We start from the raw sequence: 16,321 nt of genomic DNA on the forward strand, positions 1-16,321 counted from the left end.
GCGTCAGCACCAGGTCTTGAGCTCCAGCGCACAGCCCCGGCTTGCTGGACAGCAACCCTCCTTTCGCGGCGGGGTGCTCCGGGTGACGACCAGGCAGCAGCCGACCGGCTGCTCGCAAGCGCGGACCTCGGGTCCTTCGACCAGGAGCACCACGATGGGGACCAGCCGGCTCGTCCGACCGTCCCGGCTTCACCGCCGGCGTCACGTCGACCTGCTGCGCGTCGCGTCCTCGCAGTGTTGACCCGGACCGCCGACACCTCCTGAGCTGATCGGCCGCCGTACCTCGCGGGGTTTCTCCGCCCCGAAGACCCGAAACCGCTTTGACCTCAAGGACATTCGCATGCCCTCCATCACTCGAACGACGCCTGCGTGGCTGCCCCTGATCGCCGTCGCACTGCTCGCGACCTCGTGCAGCGACCCCTCCAGCGCCGCCCCTCGCGACGACGCCAGCACGGCGAAGATCAACACCTCTCCTGACCAGCATCGCGTCGCGGTGAGCAAGGACGCACGGGCCGCCTCCTTGCTGCCCGCACGTATCCGCGACAAGGGGACCATCACCATCGCCGACAGCGCCGGTGCGAGCGGCACCCCGCCGCTGGCGTTCACCGCCGATGACAACAAGACCCCCATCGGCGTCGAGGTCGACATCGCCCACCTCCTCGCGGCCAAGCTGGGCGTCCGTCTCGACCTGCGTACGACCTCCTGGGAGAACCTGTTCCTCGGCGCCGACTCCGGGGCGTACGACGTCGTCGTCTCCAACGTGACGGTGACCGAAGAGCGCAAGGAGAAGTACGACTTCGCCACCTACCGCAAGGACGACCTCGCCTTCGAGGCGACTCAGGGCGGCAGCTGGAAGGTCAAGAGCGGCAAGGACATCCAGGGCAAGACGATCGCGGTGAGCAGCGGCACCAACCAGGAGAAGATCCTGCTCGACTGGAACAAGGCCAACATCGCAGCCGGCCTCAAGCCCGCCAAGATCGTCTACTACCAGAGCGCGAGCGACTACTACCTCGCCCTGAGCTCGGGTCGCATCGACGCCTACCTCGGACCCAACCCCACCGCCGCCTATCACGTCGCGACCGGCGGCAAGACCGAGATCATCGGCCGGTTCTCGGGTGGCGGCGCGACGGTGCAGGGCCTCATCGCCGCGCTCAGCAAGAAGAACTCCGGACTCGCCCAACCCCTTGCCGCTGCGCTGAACTCGGCGATCGCCGACGGCTCGTACGCCAAGGTCCTGAGCCGTTGGGACCTCAGCAACGAGGCCGTCCCCACCTCGCAGATCAACCCTCCGGGCCTGCCCAAGGAGGCGAGCTGACATGCCCACCTTCCTCGTCCTGGACGACACGGCGCACGCGCCCGAGATCGGCGCCGTCGCGACGTACGTGCAGCGTCGGCTGCAGTCGCTCGGCCACCGGGTCGACGTCGCCTCGCGCACACCTCAACCGACGGCCGCCGACGCGGTCGTCGTCGCGAGCGACGCGGTCGGCGAGCACGTCCGGCGCGCGGTGCTCGCATCGGGTGCGCACGCGGTACTGGTGGTCGGCACGCACGCCGGCGACATCGAGGAGACCGCGACCGCGCTCATCGAACGGCTCCCGGAGCCTGCCGCGCAGGTGATCCGCGCGACTCCCCTGGAACGCCACCAGGTGCTGCTGTACAAGGACGGCGGCTTCGTGCTGTCGAGCACGGCCGCGACCACGGTCCAGCGCGATGTCGACGCACTCCTCGCCGCCGTACTGGGGCACGCGCAGGAGAGCATCGCCTCCTCCCAGGCACCTGCGCCGGTCATCGCCCGTCGCGTGCCGTACGACGCGCCCGAGCTGGCAGACCTGCTCACCGACCTGCGCGTCGAGTACTCCACCCGCTACGCACGCGAGACGGCCAACACCACCCTCACCGAGGTGCCGGCCACCGACTTCGTCGAGCCGCGAGGCACGTTCGTGGTGCTGCTGCGCGGCGGTCGTACCGTCGCCGGCGGCGCGATCCGCCGCTTCGACGACCACACGGCCGAGATCAAGCGCGTGTGGACGGCGAGCAGCGTGCGGCGACAGGGCTTCGGGCGCCGGGTCATCGACGAGCTCGAGATCGCGGCTGCGGACCTCGGGTACGACCGGGTCTTCCTCTCGACCGGCCCGCGTCAGCCCGAGGCACGAGCGCTCTACCTGGCTGCCGGCTACCGCCCCGGGTTCGACCTCGAGGACACACCGGAGTCGGTGGGTCGCCACGTCTTCACCAAGACCCTGCATGCCCACCCGGCGACGTCCGACGTCGCCCAGCCCGCCTAGGAGGACCGACATGACCACGACCTCTGAGACCACCAGGCCCAGCACGGGTCAGGTCACCCGCTCGCACCTGCTGCTGACGCTGCGGCTGTTCGCGGAGGACCCCGCGCTGGCCGAGCTGGTCGACCTCGACGCCACCGAGCGCACCTGGCACCAGGTCACGAGCACCCCGCAGCTGCAGGTGTGGGTGATCGCCTGGCCACCCGGCACCAGCACGGGCTGGCACGACCACGGCGGCGCGATCGGCGCGTTCCGGGTGGTGCGCGGCAGCCTCGACGAGCACTCCTGGGCTGCGGGCGAGCAGCGGCGACGCCTCGGCGCGGGTGACCTGCGGATGTTCTCCGGCACCCACATCCACGACGTGCGCAACGTCGGCGCACGGCCGGCCCTGTCCGTGCACGCGTACTCCCCCAACCTGGCGTCCATGACGCGGTACACGCTGACCGACGGACGTCTTGCGGTCGCCGACGTCGACGAGGGCGAGCAGTGGTGAGCGAGCGGCGTACCGGCATCGACGCTGTGCTCGACGACTCGCGGGCCGGTCTCGACCGCGTGAGCCCGCAGACGGCGTACGACGCCCTGGGCGAGGGTGCGCTGCTGGTCGACATCCGACCGGTCGCCCAGCGTGCGGCGGAGGGCGAGGTCGACGTCCCCGTGCTCCACATCGAGCGCAACGTGCTCGAGTGGCGCCTCGACCCAGCGAGCGATGCTCGAATCCCTCAGGCGGACAACGGGTCTCGGGTGATCGTGCTCTGTCAGGAGGGTTACGCGTCATCGCTCGCGGCCGAGTCGTTGCAGCGGGTCGGTCTGCCGGACGCCACCGACGTGATCGGCGGCTTCCGGGCATGGCGTGAGGCTGGGCTCCCGACCCGAGGCGATGCATGATGGGCAGGTCTGCAACACCCTGACGGAAGGTGCGACCGATGCCCCCGGACGACACCGCGACGAGCAGCAGTCGTCCTGTCGTCGCCGACCTCGACCGCGTACACCGGTGGGTCGACTTCGGCGGCACGTGTCGGGTCGTGCAGCAGGACGCCGACCGCGCGATCATCGCCCTGTGCCGCTGCGACGGGCCTGAGGTCGAGCGATTCACCAGCGCTGACCCCGCCGCCGTGCAGTACGCCCTGGGCGCGTCTTCGTGAGCCCGGGCGACGGACGCGAGGAGTCACCGGCCGAGCGACTCGACCGCCACTGGTCGGAGCTGCTGCAGGAGCTGCGCGTCGTCCAGACCGGCGTGCAGATCCTGACCGGTTTCCTACTGACCGTGCCGTTCCAGCAGCGGTTCTCGGTGCTGAGTCACGCCGAGCGCACGCTGTACCTCGTCTGTCTGGTGCTCACCCTGCTGGCGACCGCCCTGATCGTGGCGCCGGTCAGCATGCATCGCGTGATGTTTCGCCGGCGGGTCCGTGACGACCTCGTCACCGCCTCCGCGGTGCTCGCCCAGACCGGGTTGGCCGTCCTCGCGCTGGCCATGGTTGCGGTGGCGACGTTCATCTTCCAGGTCGTGCTCGGCTCGCCCGCGGGATGGATCGCCGGCGGCCTGACGCTGGTGGGGTTCGCGGGCGTGTGGTGGGCCCTGCCGCTGCAGATCCGCTCGCGCGCGCACCCATGCGGACTACGGTCCCGACGAGCCGGACTGAGCACCGACGGACGCTCAGTGCTGCTCGGCGCGGTGCCTGCGCAGCAGGTCGCCGCCCCAGTCGTGGGTCACGTCGCGCCAGACCGAGTGCGCGTGGTTGGCGTCGTCCTGGGTGTTGTCGTACTCGATGAGCAGCGTCGGGCCGTGAATGCAGTAGTACCGGCCCACTCCCGGCTCGACGGAGCCTGCCCACCCGAACCGGATGCGGTCCAGACCGGCCCCCTCGGCGGCGGTCCACGCGGCTCGGGCGCGCGAATCGGGCGCTCTGGCGAGGTAGCGCCGCACGAGGTCGTCGAGACGGGCCTGCTGGGAGGGCTCCATGTCACCGCGGGCCAGGCCGGCGGGCAGCACCGACGGATCAGCGACAGGGTCGGCGCCGGTGAGGATGTCGGCAGGAGCACGGTCACCCGCGACCGCCTGGGCGCGGCGGTCGGGCTCGAGTGCGTCGAGCAGATCGCGAGCGAGGTCCTCCTCGGCTCCGAGCAGACGTCGCCCGGGCCAAGGGCTGTCGTCCGGCAGGACCGCGGGCTCGGCGCCGACGAACTGCGGCGTCACCGAGCACTCCCCCGCCGCCACGACGACATGCACCGCCAGGTGGTGCCCGTTGATGCGCCAACCCCACGGTTGCTCGCCCGGCGTGCCGAGCACGCGCAGCCAGTAGCGGTCGGACCCGGCGGGCGGCTCGACGCCGGCCGCGAGCGTACGGCGTACGCGCTCGGTCTCGATGGCGCCGACTGCTCGGCCTGCGGCCGCGGCTGACTCCGTGGACGCGACCAGGCGCAGTGCGAGCGCATGCTGCTCCGCGTCGAGATCGGCGAGCGGGAGACCGGGACGGTCGCCGGGCAGGTACGTCCACTCACGCAGCCGCGGGTCGTCCAGGGCACCTGCGACCTGCGCACGCTGCTGCGACGACAGCGACGTCATCAGCGCCGCGACGAGCTCGGACATCGACTCCACGACATCGCGATCGGACATCTCGCCTCCTGTGGGACCCACCTCGACCTTAGCCACGCCGGCAGCCGCGAGCCGCGGAAGAACTCGACCGGCTCAGTCGTTGACGAGGCCATGCAGATCGGCGAGGCAGCCAGGGCGACGCGAACCAGCGCACGGTCGCTGAGGCACTACGAGGCCGTCGGTCTGATCGAGCCCGGTCGGCTCGCCAACGGGTTCCGCGACTACTGCACCTCGACCCTCGAACGCGTCGAGACGATCCGGTTCCTGCTCGACGCCGGCCTGCCGGTGCGTCTGGTCGCGGCGGCCCTCACCCGGGACGCGACGGACGGTCCGGCGTACCACGACGACTTCCTCGCCGAGGTCATCCGCTTCCGCGACCGCATCGAGCGCCGTATCGAACGCCTCGTCGACCAACGAGGCGCTCGACGAGTTCGTACGTCACGGGTCCGCTCGGGCTTGACCCTGCCACCCGTGTGAGGTTCGTAAGGTCCGGGCATGACCACGGATCACCCCTCAGGCGACACCATGCGGGCCCTCGTGCAGCAGTCCTTCGACGGCCCGCGCGCCCTCACCCTCGACCCCGACCATCCACGACCCGTTGCACGTCGCGGGGAGTACCTCGTGCGCGTCGGTGCGGCCGGCCTCAACTTCGCCGACGTCATGCGCAGCCGCGGCGAGTACGGAGGCGGGCCGCAGCCGCCCTACGTCGCCGGCTTCGAGGCGGTCGGCGAGATCGTCGCCCACGGCCCCCAGGACGGCTCCCCGATGCTGCCGCTCGGCACGCACGTGCTCGGCACCGGGACGGGGGCGTACGCCGAGTACGTCGCGCTGCCCGCGGCGAGCGCCCTGCAGGTCCCCTCGGGCTGGAGCGACGTCGAGGCGGTCGGGCTCGTGCTCAGCTGGGCGACCGCCCTCGCAGCGCTGCGCTCCCTGGGCGCGGTCACGGCAGGAGATGTCGTGGTCGTGCACGCCGCGGCCGGCAGCGTCGGTCAGTCGGCCGTCCGTCTGGCGCGACACTACGGAGCACGCGTGATCGCCACGGCCTCCCCGGGCAAGCACGATGCGGTCCGCGCTCTCGACGTCCAGGACGTCCTCGACAGTCGCCGGCCCGACCTCGCCGAGGAGATCCTGCGCCTGACCGGGGGCAACGGAGCCGACCTGATCCTGGACGGGGTCGGCCGAACGACCCTGCCGTCCAGCCTCCGAGCCGCGCGCCCGCTCACCGGGCGCGTCGTCGTCCACGGGGCCGCATCGGGTGAGACGACGATCTCGACGCACGACCTGGTCTTCGCCCACCCCGTTCACGTCGCCGGCCTGCACATCGGGGCGCTGATGGAAAGGTCTCCGACGCTGCGCGAGGAGCTGCTCGCCGAGCTCCGGTCGCTGATCGCACAGGGTGTGTGCGTGCCGGGCACACCGGTCGTGCACCCGCTCAGCGCCGGTCCGACCGCACTCGGCCACCTCGCATCCGGCCTCACCACCGTTAGCCGCAGACACGAGAACGGCCCTGGTCCGCAGTGCGGACCAGGGCCGTTCTTCTCCTGGGTGGAGCTGAGGGGACTCGAACCCCTGACCCCTTCCATGCCATGGAAGTGCGCTACCAGCTGCGCCACAGCCCCAGGTCGTGTATCTCCGCGTTTCGCGGCGACCGGCATACTGTAGCCAGTCCGGTCGGCCACGACCAAATCGAGGTCCGGGCGCTGCGATGAGGGCCGATCAGGCGGCCATCGCCTCGCGTTTCTTGCGGGCGTAGACCTGCCGTCGTACGCGCGCGACGACGGTGCCGTCACGCAACGTCAGGTCGGTCTCGAACCAGTGCAGCACCTTCTCGCCCCGGTCGCAGGTCGCCCGGATCTGCTCCACGACGCTCGGCGGCATCTCGAACTGTGCGTAGATCGTGCCGATGCCCGGGTTGACGTAGTCGATCTGCGCGGCCTGGTCCCAGACCTTGTAGTCCTTGCCGAGCTGGTGCATCAGCAGCAGTGCGTAGAACGCATCGGACATCGCGCCGATCGACCCGCCGAACGCCGTGCCGTGCTGGTTGCGGTTGAGGCGGGTCAGCGGCAGCTTGACCCGCGCGTAGGTCCAGTCGTCGGCGATCTCCTGCACCCGGATCCCGGTGCCGAGCAGCGGCGGCCAGTAGTTCATGACCCGGGCCAGCACACCGGGGCTGAGGTGCTTGCGCGAGCCGAACCTCGACTGCGTACTCATGCGCCGACGTTCCATCGCTCGATGCGCCAGCCGAAGCGGTGCTCCACGATCTCGACCCAGTGACAGTTGTGGAGCCCTGCAAGGGCCATCCACGCCACGCTCTGGTCGATGCCGACGAGGTACGACGCCAGCGCACGCCCGGTGACGCCGTGCGTCGCGAGGACGACGGTCTCGCCGTCGGCCATCGACTCGGCCACCTCGTCCGCGAGGGCACCCGCGCGCTCGACGACCTGCGCGAGCGTCTCACCGGTCACGCCACGAGCGAGGTCCTCGCCGCGTGCCAGCGCATCCTGCAGCTCGGGGTAGCGCTCGGCCACGTCGCCGGCGGTGAGGCCCTGCCACTCCCCCACGTGGATCTCACGCAGGCGTTCGTCGTACGACGGCGTGAGACCGCTGGCCTCGCCCAGCGCCTGGGCGGTCGTGGCCGCCCGCTTGAGGTCGGAGGCGATGATCCGTGCGGGCTCCAGCGCAGTGAGCGCCTGCGCCGCGGCGCGGGCCTGCTCGCGGCCCAGGTCGGACAGGTCGGTGTCGAGCTGTCCCTGCCAGATGCCGGCTGCGTTGTGGGTGGTCTGACCGTGCCGCCACACCACGATGCGGCGTCGACGCGTGCCGGCGCGCATGAGCCGCTCGGACGGGCCGTGGGCAGGTGGCTGCGGGCTGCTCATGCCTCGTCGAGGTCGATCGGCGGGCAGTCGCGCCACAGCCGCTCGAGTGCGTAGAACTCGCGGTCCTCCTCGTGCTGGACGTGCACGACGATGTCACCGAAGTCGAGCAGCACCCAGCGTCCTTCACGCTGCCCCTCGCGGCGGATGGGCTTGGCCTGCAGCTCGTGCAGGCGTTCTTCGACGGCATCGACGACGGCCGACACCTGACGCTCGCTCTCCGCCGAGGCGATGACGAACACGTCGGTGAGCGCGAGCTGGTCGCTGACGTCGATCGCCATCACATCGGTGGCGAGCTTGTCCTGGGCAGCGGCCGCTGCAGCGCGGGCCAGGTCGATGGCGCGTGCGGTCGCAGCCACTCAGTCCTCCTGAAGCTCTCCGGCACCGGGCCGGTAGAGGTTGTACTTACCGATGTACTGGACGACACCGTCGGGCACGAGGTACCAGACCGGCTCGCCGTCGGCGACCCGGTCGCGGCAGTCAGTGGAGCTGATCGACATCGCAGGAACCTCCTTGAGAGTCACGTGCTCCTTGGGCAGTCCGTCGTCGGACAGCACATGCCCCGGGCGCGTCACCCCGATGAACTGCGCGAGGTCCCACATCTCGTCCACGCCCTTCCAGGACAGGATCTGTGCGAGTGCGTCGGCGCCGGTGATGAAGAACAGCTCGGCGTCCGGGCGCTGCGCGCGCAGGTCCTTGAGCGTGTCGAGGGTGTAGGTCGGCCCAGGGCGGTCGATGTCAACCCGGCTGACCGTGAACCGAGGGTTGGACGCCGTCGCGATCACCGTCATCAGATAACGGTGCTCAGCAGGGCTGACGTCCTTGTCGGCCTTCTGCCACGGCTGCCCGGTCGGCACGAAGACCACCTCGTCGAGGTCGAGCAAAGACTGCACCTCGCTCGCCGCGACCAGGTGGCCGTGGTGGATGGGGTCGAAGGTGCCACCCATGACCCCGAGCCGGACGGTCAGTGGTGACCCTGGTGACGCTGCTGGTCGTGGTCGCCCAGCTTGGCCGCCGTGTTGCGGAAGGACCACAGGACGGCGAGCAGGACCAGGAAGAAGGAGATGGCGACGAGGCCGTAGCCGATCGGGGGCATCGGCAGCTCACGACCGCCGTGCTCGCCCCCTTCGGCTGCGAAGGAGATCAAGGACGAAGACATGGGGCGCAGCCTACTTGGTGTCGCCAGAGTCCTTGCGGTTCGGTCGTCTACCCTGATCGCACTATGACTCCGGAGCTGTCTGTCGTCGTACCCATGTACAACGAGGAAGAGGTCCTGCCCCTCTTCGTCGACCGCCTCCGCCCCGTCCTGGACGACCTCGACATCGCCTACGAGGTCGTCGCGGTGGACGACGGCTCGGCCGACCAGACCCCGGTCCTGCTGCAGAAGTTCCTGCGCCTGTGGCCCCAGCTGCGCGTCGTCCGCCTGCGCGCCAACTCCGGGCACCAGGCCGCCATCTCCGCCGGGCTGGCGGCCGCCCGCGGCCAGTGGGTCGCCACCATCGACGCCGACCTGCAGGACCCGCCCGAGACCCTCGCCGCGATGCTCGCCACCGGTCGCGAGCAGCACGCCGACGTCGTCTACGGCGTCCGCACCGACCGGTCCACCGACTCGGCGTTCAAGCGCACCACGGCCCGCGGGTTCTACAAGCTCATGCAGGTCATCGGCGGTGACGACCTGCGCATGGACGCCGGCGACTTCCGCCTCATGTCGCGCGCCACCGTCGACGCCGTCAACGCGCTGCCCGAGCATCACCGTGTGCTGCGTCTGGTCATCCCGACCCTCGGCTTCCCCGAGGCCGAGGTCGGCTACAAGCGCGACCACCGCGCGGCCGGCGACTCCAAGTACCCACTGTCCAAGATGCTCAAGCTCACCCTCGACTCCATCACCGGGTTCAGTCACGCACCGCTGCGGCTGGCCACCTGGTTCGGCATCGGCGGTTTCGTCGTCGCGTTCGCGATGCTGATCTACGCCATCGGGGTCAAGATCAGCGGCGACCCCTTGTCGGGCTGGACCTCGACCGTCGTCATCGTCGCCGGGTTCGCCGCCCTCCAGCTGCTGTGCCTGGGCATCCTCGGCGAGTACGTCGGCCGCATCTACACCACCCAACAGGCCCGCCCGACCTACTACGTCGCCTACGACTCACTCATGGCAACGCAGACCGCCCCGGACCTGCAGGTCCGAGGCGGTCGATCGCAGGACAGCCCGACTACGGCCGGCGCGCCCTGACCACAAGGCTCACACCCGGCAGCTTCTTGACGGGCAGGTAGCGCTCCAACGTCACGACGCCCTTCAGTGCAGCGTTGACCACCGCCGGCGGGTCGTCCAGGTCGCTGCCGCTGCTCGAACGCCGCTTGAGGGCCACGGCGGGACGCAGCAGCACCATCCACGACTCGATGCTGTCGATCTCGAAGCCGTTGCGCTGCAGCAGGCTGAGCAGGGTCTCGCGGGTGTAGCGGCGGACGTGGCCGACCGCCTCGTCGTGGGCGGACCACAGGCGCGGATCGGCCGGCACCGCCACCAGGAAGGTCCCTCCGGGGCGCAGCACCCGGCGTACCTCCTGGGCACACGCGTCGTCGCCCTCGAGGTGCTCGAGCACGTCGAACGCGACGACCAGGTCGAGCGCCTCGTCCTGCAGCGGCAGGCGCATGGCATCGGCGCGCATCACGGGCAGGCCACGCTCGGCGGCGACCTCGGCGCCGTCCGCGCCGTACTCCAGCGGACTCGCCGACCAGCCGTGCTCGACCAGCACGCGGGTGTTGCCGCCACCGGCCGCCCCGATGTCGAGCGCGCGCCCGGGCGTCATGCCCGAGATGGCCTTGGCGAGCAGGTGACGCCGCTCGGCGTACCACCAGTGCTTGTCCTCGAGCTGGGCGAGCTTGCGTACCTCGGTGCCTTCCATGGCCGACACCCTAAGGGTCAGACGCGCACCTGACCGTCACCCTCGACAACCCACTTGGTGCTCGTGAGCTCCTGCAAGGCCATCGGCCCGCGCGCGTGCAGCTTCTGGGTGGAGATACCGATCTCGGCACCGAACCCGAACTCACCGCCGTCGGTGAAACGCGTCGAGGCGTTGACCATCACGACCGCGGCGTCGACCTCGGAGGTGAACCGCCGTGCTGCCTTGCGGTCCTGGGTCACGATCGCCTCGGTGTGCTGCGTGCCGTACTGCGCGATGTGGTCCAGTGCCGCGTCCAGGCTCGGCACCACGCCGACGCTCAGCTCCATCGCCAGGTGCTCGGCAGCCCAGTCGGCGTCGGTCACCGGCTCGCACGACACCCCGGCCGCCTGGGCGGCCAGACTCGCCTGCTCGTCGGTGTGCAGGAGTACGCCGGCGCCGCCGAGCTCGGCAAGGACCTTGGGCAGGAAGTCCGCGGCCACCGACTGATGGACCAGGAGCGACTCGGCCGCATTGCACACGCTCGGGCGGTGCGTCTTGGAGTTGACCGCGATCGCGAGGGCCATGTCGAGATCGGCCTCGGCGTCGACGTAGACGTGACAGTTGCCGACACCGGTCTCGATCACCGGCACCGTCGCCTGCGTCACGACGGTGCGGATCAGGTCGGCGCCCCCGCGCGGGATGACCAGGTCGACCAGACCACGAGCCGTGATCAGCGCGCCGACGTCCTCGCGTCCTCCGTCGAGCAGCTGGACGGTGTCGGCGGGCAGGCCGATCCGGGCGAGGGTCGTGCGCATGATCTCGACGAGCGCGGCATTGGTGGCGGCCGCGGCCGAGCCGCCCCGAAGGATCATCGCGTTGCCGGACTTCAGGCCCAGGCCGGCAGCATCGACGGTGACGTTGGGGCGCGCCTCGTAGATCATGCCCACCACGCCCATCGGCACGCGGATCTGCCGCACCTGCAGACCGTTGGCGAGGGTGGAGCCGCGTACGACGTCCCCGATCGGGTCGGGAAGGGCGGCGAGCTCGCGCAGGGCGTCGGCGACGCCGCTGACGCGCTCGGGCGTGAGGCGCAGGCGATCCTGCAGGTTGGCCGGCATACCGGCCGCGTCGCCACGCGTGAGGTCGCGCTCGTTGGCGCGCACGACGTCATCGGCACCGGCCTCGATGGCGTCGGCGAGAGCGCGCAGTGCGGCGTCCTTGTCGGCGCGCGGGAGCAGCGCCAGCCTTCGGCTCGCCACGCGAGCGACCTTGGCAGCGTTGTCGACCCGGGCCTGAGAGTTCTGCATCAGGTCAGCCTACGTCGGCGTACGCCCTCGGACCGACGGGCTTTCGCAGTGCGGTCAGCGGCGCGCGGGTGTGCTGCGTCGGCCGCGCAGTGCGCTGCTCGCGAAGATGCCGACGATGAGGGCGATGGAGATGTACCAGCTGTACTTGCCGATGAGGTCGACGACGTCCTTGGCCGGCTCTCCGATGCGGTAGCCGAGGTAGAAGTAGATCGTCCGGTTGCCGAGTGCGCCCAGGAAGTCGATCAGCAGGAACTTCTTCAGGCTCATCCGTGCGTTGCCCACGAAGGCGTAGATGATCGCGCTCGGCACGAACGGGATGAACCACACCAGGAAGAGCGCGACCGACCCGAACCGGCGCGCGAGCCGCTCGGCGTGGTGGGCCGTACGCGCCGCCCAGCGCGATCGTCCGGCGATGACCTCGATCATGCCGTGGCCCCACAGCCGTCCGGCCCACCAGAAGATCCAGTCGAACTTCATCACCGACAACGTCGCGAGCAGCAGACCGAACCACCAGTGGGGCTCGCCGCCCAGACGCAGACCGGCTCCGATGTCGACCATGGCGATGGACGAGCCGTTGACGGCCGCCAACGCGTAGGGGTTGAGCCCCAGGATGATCGGTCGCAGCGGGAGCGTGACCAGACCGTAGATGCCGATCAGCGAGATGGCGCCCCAGCACCACAGGTCGGTGCGGCTCGGCTTGCCCTTCCACGGCAGCCGCGGGTCCTCCCACCACTCCCGGCCCTCGGCGACCGACTCCTCGCCGGCGACCTCGCTCGCCGAGGTGGCGCCGTCGAGACCGGCAGGTGCCGACTCCTCGGTGTCGTGTGTGTGACTGTCGCCTGAGCTCACGTGAGCTCTCCCCCCGCGCGTCCGGAATCTCGTGTGTGTCGCGACCGTGCGGCGCTGCTGCGCAGCACGACGAGGTCGTCGCGGTGGACGACCTCGCGTTCGTACTCGGCGCCGAGCTCGCGGGCGAGATCGTGCGTGGTCCGCCCGAGCATGCCGGGCAGCTCGGTGGCGTCGTAGTTGACCAGTCCGCGGGCGACGACCTCGCCCTGGTCGTCGACCAGGTCGACCGGGTCACCGGCCGCGAAGCGACCTGTGACGGCGACGACGCCGGCCGGCAGCAACGACTTGCCCCGACGGCTGACGGCCGCGACGGCGCCGGCGTCCAGGACCAGCCGACCGCGAGGCGTCGTCGCGTGGGCGAGCCAGAGCCGACGAGCCCGGCCGCGGCCGTGGGTCGGGTGGAACAACGTGCCGATGTCGTCTCCTACGAGCGCCTCGCGCGCGTGGTCAGCGGAGGTCAGGACCGTGGGTACGCCGGCCGATGTCGCGATCGACGCCGCCTCCACCTTGGTCTGCATCCCGCCGGTGCCGACCGACGACCCCGATCCGGCGATCTCGACGGTGTCGAGGTCGTCGAGCGAACGCACCTGTGGGATGCGGCTCGTGCCGGCGCGACTGGGCGGGCCGTCGTACAACGCGTCGACGTCGGAGAGCAGGACCAGCGCGTCGGCGTCGACCAGGTGGGCGACCAGCGCCGCGAGCCGGTCGTTGTCACCGAAGCGGATCTCGTGGGTCGCCACCGTGTCGTTCTCGTTCACGACCGGCACAACGCCCAGGGTCAGCAGACGTTCCAGCGTGCGGCGCGCGTTGGTGTAGTGCGTACGCCGGGTGACGTCGTCCGCCGTCAGGAGCACCTGTCCGACGGTGTGCCCGTGCCGCCCGAACGAGGTGGTGTAGGCAGCCAGCAGAGCACCCTGCCCGACACTGGCCGCAGCCTGCTGCGTGGCGAGGTCACGGGGCCGACGGGCCAGGCCGAGCGGACGGATGCCCGCTGCGATCGCACCCGAGGAGACCAGCACGATCTCGCTGCCCTGGGCGCGTCGAGCCGACAGCACATCGACCAGACGACCCAGCCGGTCCGGGTCCAGGGCACCGGCACCGTCGGTGAGCGAGCTCGACCCGACCTTGACGACGACGCGGCGCGCGGCTGCGATCACCGCGCGCGTCGTGGTCTGCTCGGCGCTCATCGGTAGGAGCCTAGTTGTCGCTCAGTCGTCGGACTCGACCGGCGGGCGTTCGGTCCAGATACCGGCCTCGCGCTCGGCCTGCAACGACTCGCGCGCCTCGCGCTGGGCGTCCTTGCGCGAGTGGAAGTCGTCGCGCTTCTCGGCCCTCGTCGGACGGTGGTGCTCGTCCAGGCGCAGGTCGGTGCCTCGTGCGCCGAGCAGCTCGGCACCGGCGGCCATCGTCGGCTCCCAGTCGAAGACCACCGCGTTGTCGACCGGCCCGATGAGCACGGTGGACCCCGGCACGGCACCGGCCTTGAACAGCTCCTCCTCGACACCGAGGCGGTTGAGCCGGTCGGCGAGGTAGCCGACCGCCTCGTCGTTGGCGAAGTCGGTCTGACGGACCCATCGCGTCGGCCGGTCGCCGACGATCCGGAAGATCTCGCCGTCCGCGGTGCGTTCCTTGCGGATCTCGAAGCCGCTGTCGTCGACGGCCTTGGGACGCAGGACGATGCGGGTCGGCTCAGCGACCTCCACCTCCGAACGCGCGGTCGCCACATGCTTGGCGAGCGCGAAGGACAGCTCCTTCAGGCCCTGGTGCGCGACCGCCGAGACGACGTGCACCTCCAGCCCGCGGGCCTCCAGGTCGGGGCGCACCATCTCGGCGAGCTCGCGAGCGTCGGGCACGTCGGCCTTGTTGAGGACGACGATGCGGGTGCGCTCGGACAGGGGCTTGCCGCCGAGCGAGGCGTCCGGGACGTACTCGGCCAGCTCGCGCTCGATCGTGTCGAGGTCGCTCATCGGGTCGCGGCCGGGCTCCAGGGTCGCGCAGTCGATGACGTGCACGAGCACCGAGCACCGCTCGACGTGCCGCAGGAACTCCAGGCCGAGGCCCTTGCCCTGGCTCGCGCCGGGGATCAGCCCTGGGACGTCGGCGATGGTGTAGCGCTCGGCGCCCGCGGTGACGACGCCGAGGTTGGGCACCAGCGTCGTGAACGGGTAGTCGGCGATCTTGGGCTTGGCCGCCGACATGACCGACACCAGGCTGGACTTGCCTGCTGACGGGAAGCCGATCAGGGCGACGTCCGCGAGCGTCTTCAGCTCCAGGACGATGCTGTGCTCCTCGCCCGGCTCGCCCAGCAGTGCGAAGCCCGGCGCCTTACGCCGTGGCGACGCCAGTGCCTTGTTGCCGAGACCACCCCGGCCACCGTGCGCGACCACGAAGCGCGTGCCACCACCGACCAGGTCGGCGACGATCTCGCCGTTGGCGTCCTTGACGACGGTTCCCTCCGGCACCGGCAGCACCAGGTCCTGGCCGTCGGCACCGTTGCGCTCGTCGCCCGCACCCGGCTTGCCGTTGGTCGCCTTGCGGTAGGGGCTGCGGTGGTAGTCCAGCAGCGTCGTCGACTGCAGGTCGACCTCGAGGACGACGTCACCGCCGCGCCCGCCGTTGCCGCCGTCAGGTCCTCCGAGCGGCTTGAACTTCTCGCGGTGCACCGAGGCGACACCGTGACCGCCGTTGCCGGCCACGACCTGCAGCGTGACGCGGTCCACGAACTGGGTGGCCATGGGATCTCCTCTGGTCAGGGATGCGCGCGCCGTCCTCGTGGACAGCCTCGCACGCCGGGCGTCGGCCCGAGGTCTCGGTGGGAACACAGCACGCGAGGGGCCGGCCATCGGCCGACCCCTCGCGCGGAAGGTGGTGCTGTGGTCAGGCAATCGCCTCGACGGGCTCAGCCGTCTCGTTCACGACGATGTTGACGACCTTGCGGCCGCCCTTGGTGCCGAACTCGACCGAACCGGCGGACAGCGCGAACAGCGTGTCGTCGCCGCCACGGCCGACGTTCTGGCCCGGGTGGAAGTGCGTACCGCGCTGGCGGACGATGATCTCACCGGCGTTGACGAGCTGACCGCCGAAGCGCTTCACGCCGAGTCGCTGTGCGTTGGAGTCACGACCGTTGCGGGTCGAGGACGCACCCTTCTTGTGTGCCATCTCAGATTCTCCCTCAGGTCTCTCAGGACTCGATCGCGGTGACCTTGACGCGGGTCAGCGGCTGGCGGTGACCCTGGCGCTTGCGGTAACCGGTCTTGTTCTTGTACTTGATGATCGTGATCTTGGGGCCCTTCTCAGGCTTCACGACCTCGGCCTTGACCGTCACCTTGGCGAGCTTGTCGGCGTCGCTGGTGATGGTGTCGCCGTCAACGAGAAGGAGCGGCGTGAGGTCGATGCTGTCGCCGGCCTCACCGTTGACCTTGTCAATGATGAGGACGTCGCCGACGGAGACCTTCTCCTGGCGGCCGCCCGCGCGAACGATCGCGTACACGTCTGTCTCACTCTCTAGTCGTTCAGGGGTCAGTTCACGAAGAACGTG

At 70.4% G+C, this 16,321-nt stretch carries 21 protein-coding genes, 1 tRNA gene, 2 pseudogenes and 1 riboswitch; of the genes and pseudogenes, 10 read left to right on the top strand and 14 right to left on the bottom strand.

The features are described 5' to 3' along the window. Positions 1 to 12: 12 nt before the first annotated feature. Positions 13 to 127: riboswitch (SAM riboswitch) on the top strand. 27 nt (positions 128 to 154) lie between these two features. From VV01_RS24915 to VV01_RS24350, 7 genes and pseudogenes are all read left to right on the top strand, one after another. Next, entirely contained in the window at positions 155 to 241 is an 87-nt protein-coding gene (locus VV01_RS24915; protein WP_407942937.1) for a putative leader peptide, read from the top strand. A gap of 99 nt (positions 242 to 340) precedes the next feature. Beyond that, positions 341 to 1,315: an ABC transporter substrate-binding protein gene (locus tag VV01_RS10525; protein ID WP_050669840.1), complete on the top strand. Its 975-nt coding sequence runs from the start codon at positions 341 to 343 to the stop codon at positions 1,313 to 1,315. 1 nt (position 1,316) lies between these two features. Beyond that, positions 1,317 to 2,285 (top strand): GNAT family N-acetyltransferase, encoded by a 969-nt coding sequence (locus VV01_RS22810; protein WP_197275022.1) that lies wholly within the window; start codon positions 1,317 to 1,319, stop codon positions 2,283 to 2,285. A 10-nt stretch (positions 2,286 to 2,295) separates the two neighbouring features. Continuing rightward, positions 2,296 to 2,775: a cysteine dioxygenase gene (locus tag VV01_RS10535; RefSeq protein ID WP_050669841.1), complete on the top strand. Its 480-nt coding sequence runs from the start codon at positions 2,296 to 2,298 to the stop codon at positions 2,773 to 2,775. Next, on the top strand, positions 2,772 to 3,167 hold the full coding sequence (locus VV01_RS10540) for a rhodanese-like domain-containing protein (RefSeq protein WP_050671865.1): 396 nt from the start codon (positions 2,772 to 2,774) through the stop codon (positions 3,165 to 3,167). Before VV01_RS10535 ends, VV01_RS10540 begins: the two co-directional genes overlap by 4 nt. 38 nt (positions 3,168 to 3,205) lie before the next feature. Next, complete coding sequence (locus tag VV01_RS10545) at positions 3,206 to 3,424, top strand: hypothetical protein (protein ID WP_050669842.1); 219 nt, start codon at positions 3,206 to 3,208, stop codon at positions 3,422 to 3,424. Continuing rightward, positions 3,421 to 3,852, top strand: a pseudogene (locus VV01_RS24350) (DUF6328 family protein); the annotation flags it as partial. The gene VV01_RS10545 and the pseudogene VV01_RS24350, both read left to right, overlap by 4 nt. 84 nt (positions 3,853 to 3,936) lie before the next feature. On the opposite strand, the gene VV01_RS10555 reads toward VV01_RS24350, so the two are convergent. Beyond that, positions 3,937 to 4,896: a DUF3500 domain-containing protein gene (locus tag VV01_RS10555; protein WP_050669844.1), complete on the bottom strand. Its 960-nt coding sequence runs from the start codon at positions 4,894 to 4,896 to the stop codon at positions 3,937 to 3,939. 90 nt (positions 4,897 to 4,986) lie between these two features. On the opposite strand from VV01_RS10555, the gene VV01_RS10560 reads away from it, so the two are divergent. Together VV01_RS10560 and VV01_RS24920 are read left to right on the top strand one after the other, a co-directional pair. Then, the gene (locus VV01_RS10560) at positions 4,987 to 5,352 is read left to right on the top strand and encodes a MerR family transcriptional regulator (protein WP_050669845.1); all 366 of its coding nucleotides are present in this window, start codon (positions 4,987 to 4,989) and stop codon (positions 5,350 to 5,352) included. Between the two features lie 183 nt (positions 5,353 to 5,535). After that, positions 5,536 to 6,294, top strand: a pseudogene (locus VV01_RS24920) (zinc-binding dehydrogenase); the annotation flags it as partial. 127 nt (positions 6,295 to 6,421) lie between these two features. Here VV01_RS24920 and VV01_RS10570 read toward each other — a convergent pair. From VV01_RS10570 to VV01_RS10595, 6 genes are all read right to left on the bottom strand, one after another. Beyond that, positions 6,422 to 6,494: transfer RNA gene (locus VV01_RS10570), tRNA-Ala, on the bottom strand. A gap of 97 nt (positions 6,495 to 6,591) precedes the next feature. After that, entirely contained in the window at positions 6,592 to 7,086 is a 495-nt protein-coding gene (locus VV01_RS10575) for a DUF4442 domain-containing protein (RefSeq protein WP_050669846.1), read from the bottom strand. Continuing rightward, the gene (locus VV01_RS10580; RefSeq protein WP_082220927.1) at positions 7,083 to 7,751 is read right to left on the bottom strand and encodes a histidine phosphatase family protein; all 669 of its coding nucleotides are present in this window, start codon (positions 7,749 to 7,751) and stop codon (positions 7,083 to 7,085) included. The genes VV01_RS10575 and VV01_RS10580 overlap by 4 nt, the downstream gene beginning before the upstream one ends. Further along, a complete protein-coding gene (gene rsfS / locus VV01_RS10585; protein ID WP_050669847.1) occupies positions 7,748 to 8,107 on the bottom strand; it encodes a ribosome silencing factor in 360 nt (119 codons plus the stop codon). The genes VV01_RS10580 and rsfS overlap by 4 nt, the downstream gene beginning before the upstream one ends. Continuing rightward, entirely contained in the window at positions 8,108 to 8,716 is a 609-nt protein-coding gene (nadD, locus tag VV01_RS10590; RefSeq protein ID WP_269431147.1) for a nicotinate-nucleotide adenylyltransferase, read from the bottom strand. It abuts the gene before it with no gap. Further along, on the bottom strand, positions 8,713 to 8,907 hold the full coding sequence (locus VV01_RS10595; protein ID WP_050669849.1) for a hypothetical protein: 195 nt from the start codon (positions 8,905 to 8,907) through the stop codon (positions 8,713 to 8,715). Before VV01_RS10595 ends, nadD begins: the two co-directional genes overlap by 4 nt. 63 nt (positions 8,908 to 8,970) lie before the next feature. Here VV01_RS10595 and VV01_RS10600 point away from each other — a divergent pair, with 63 nt between their 5' ends. Next, positions 8,971 to 9,975 (top strand): glycosyltransferase family 2 protein, encoded by a 1,005-nt coding sequence (locus tag VV01_RS10600; protein ID WP_050669850.1) that lies wholly within the window; start codon positions 8,971 to 8,973, stop codon positions 9,973 to 9,975. Here the strand turns inward: VV01_RS10600 and VV01_RS10605 are convergent. From VV01_RS10605 to rplU, 7 genes are all read right to left on the bottom strand, one after another. Then, positions 9,956 to 10,648 (bottom strand): class I SAM-dependent methyltransferase, encoded by a 693-nt coding sequence (locus VV01_RS10605; protein ID WP_050669851.1) that lies wholly within the window; start codon positions 10,646 to 10,648, stop codon positions 9,956 to 9,958. The genes VV01_RS10600 and VV01_RS10605 overlap by 20 nt on opposite strands. A 17-nt stretch (positions 10,649 to 10,665) precedes the next feature. Next, positions 10,666 to 11,934, bottom strand: coding sequence for a glutamate-5-semialdehyde dehydrogenase (locus VV01_RS10610; RefSeq protein ID WP_050669852.1), 1,269 nt, complete (start codon positions 11,932 to 11,934; stop codon positions 10,666 to 10,668). A 54-nt stretch (positions 11,935 to 11,988) separates the two neighbouring features. Further along, complete coding sequence (locus tag VV01_RS10615) at positions 11,989 to 12,783, bottom strand: DedA family protein (protein ID WP_050669853.1); 795 nt, start codon at positions 12,781 to 12,783, stop codon at positions 11,989 to 11,991. Continuing rightward, positions 12,780 to 13,970: a glutamate 5-kinase gene (gene proB / locus VV01_RS10620; protein WP_050669854.1), complete on the bottom strand. Its 1,191-nt coding sequence runs from the start codon at positions 13,968 to 13,970 to the stop codon at positions 12,780 to 12,782. The genes VV01_RS10615 and proB overlap by 4 nt, the downstream gene beginning before the upstream one ends. Positions 13,971 to 13,991: 21 nt before the next feature. Beyond that, on the bottom strand, positions 13,992 to 15,518 hold the full coding sequence (gene obgE, locus VV01_RS10625) for a GTPase ObgE (protein WP_050669855.1): 1,527 nt from the start codon (positions 15,516 to 15,518) through the stop codon (positions 13,992 to 13,994). 142 nt (positions 15,519 to 15,660) lie between these two features. Beyond that, complete coding sequence (gene rpmA, locus VV01_RS10630; RefSeq protein WP_050669856.1) at positions 15,661 to 15,942, bottom strand: 50S ribosomal protein L27; 282 nt, start codon at positions 15,940 to 15,942, stop codon at positions 15,661 to 15,663. A 22-nt stretch (positions 15,943 to 15,964) separates the two neighbouring features. After that, positions 15,965 to 16,273, bottom strand: coding sequence for a 50S ribosomal protein L21 (gene rplU / locus VV01_RS10635; RefSeq protein ID WP_050669857.1), 309 nt, complete (start codon positions 16,271 to 16,273; stop codon positions 15,965 to 15,967). Between the last annotated feature and the right edge of the window lie 48 nt (positions 16,274 to 16,321).

The sequence above is a fragment of the Luteipulveratus halotolerans genome (assembly GCF_001247745.1).
GTDB classification, from domain to species: Bacteria; Actinomycetota; Actinomycetes; order Actinomycetales; family Dermatophilaceae; genus Luteipulveratus; species Luteipulveratus halotolerans.

Bases quoted from the DNA above. Each gene is read 5' to 3' on its own strand.
- VV01_RS10580 (WP_082220927.1), bottom strand. From the start codon at position 7,751: ATGAGCAGCCCGCAGCCACCTGCCCACGGCCCGTCCGAGCGGCTCATG.
- VV01_RS10595 (WP_050669849.1), bottom strand. From the start codon at position 8,907: ATGTCTTCGTCCTTGATCTCCTTCGCAGCCGAAGGGGGCGAGCACGGC.
- VV01_RS22810 (WP_197275022.1), top strand. From the start codon at position 1,317: ATGCCCACCTTCCTCGTCCTGGACGACACGGCGCACGCGCCCGAGATC.
- VV01_RS10555 (WP_050669844.1), bottom strand. From the start codon at position 4,896: ATGTCCGATCGCGATGTCGTGGAGTCGATGTCCGAGCTCGTCGCGGCG.
- VV01_RS10545 (WP_050669842.1), top strand. From the start codon at position 3,206: ATGCCCCCGGACGACACCGCGACGAGCAGCAGTCGTCCTGTCGTCGCC.
- VV01_RS10560 (WP_050669845.1), top strand. From the start codon at position 4,987: ATGCAGATCGGCGAGGCAGCCAGGGCGACGCGAACCAGCGCACGGTCG.
- VV01_RS10575 (WP_050669846.1), bottom strand. From the start codon at position 7,086: ATGAGTACGCAGTCGAGGTTCGGCTCGCGCAAGCACCTCAGCCCCGGT.
- VV01_RS24915 (WP_407942937.1), top strand. From the start codon at position 155: ATGGGGACCAGCCGGCTCGTCCGACCGTCCCGGCTTCACCGCCGGCGT.
- VV01_RS10605 (WP_050669851.1), bottom strand. From the start codon at position 10,648: ATGGAAGGCACCGAGGTACGCAAGCTCGCCCAGCTCGAGGACAAGCAC.
- VV01_RS10600 (WP_050669850.1), top strand. From the start codon at position 8,971: ATGACTCCGGAGCTGTCTGTCGTCGTACCCATGTACAACGAGGAAGAG.
- obgE (WP_050669855.1), bottom strand. From the start codon at position 15,518: ATGGCCACCCAGTTCGTGGACCGCGTCACGCTGCAGGTCGTGGCCGGC.
- VV01_RS10535 (WP_050669841.1), top strand. From the start codon at position 2,296: ATGACCACGACCTCTGAGACCACCAGGCCCAGCACGGGTCAGGTCACC.
- VV01_RS10525 (WP_050669840.1), top strand. From the start codon at position 341: ATGCCCTCCATCACTCGAACGACGCCTGCGTGGCTGCCCCTGATCGCC.
- VV01_RS10610 (WP_050669852.1), bottom strand. From the start codon at position 11,934: ATGCAGAACTCTCAGGCCCGGGTCGACAACGCTGCCAAGGTCGCTCGC.
- proB (WP_050669854.1), bottom strand. From the start codon at position 13,970: ATGAGCGCCGAGCAGACCACGACGCGCGCGGTGATCGCAGCCGCGCGC.
- rpmA (WP_050669856.1), bottom strand. From the start codon at position 15,942: ATGGCACACAAGAAGGGTGCGTCCTCGACCCGCAACGGTCGTGACTCC.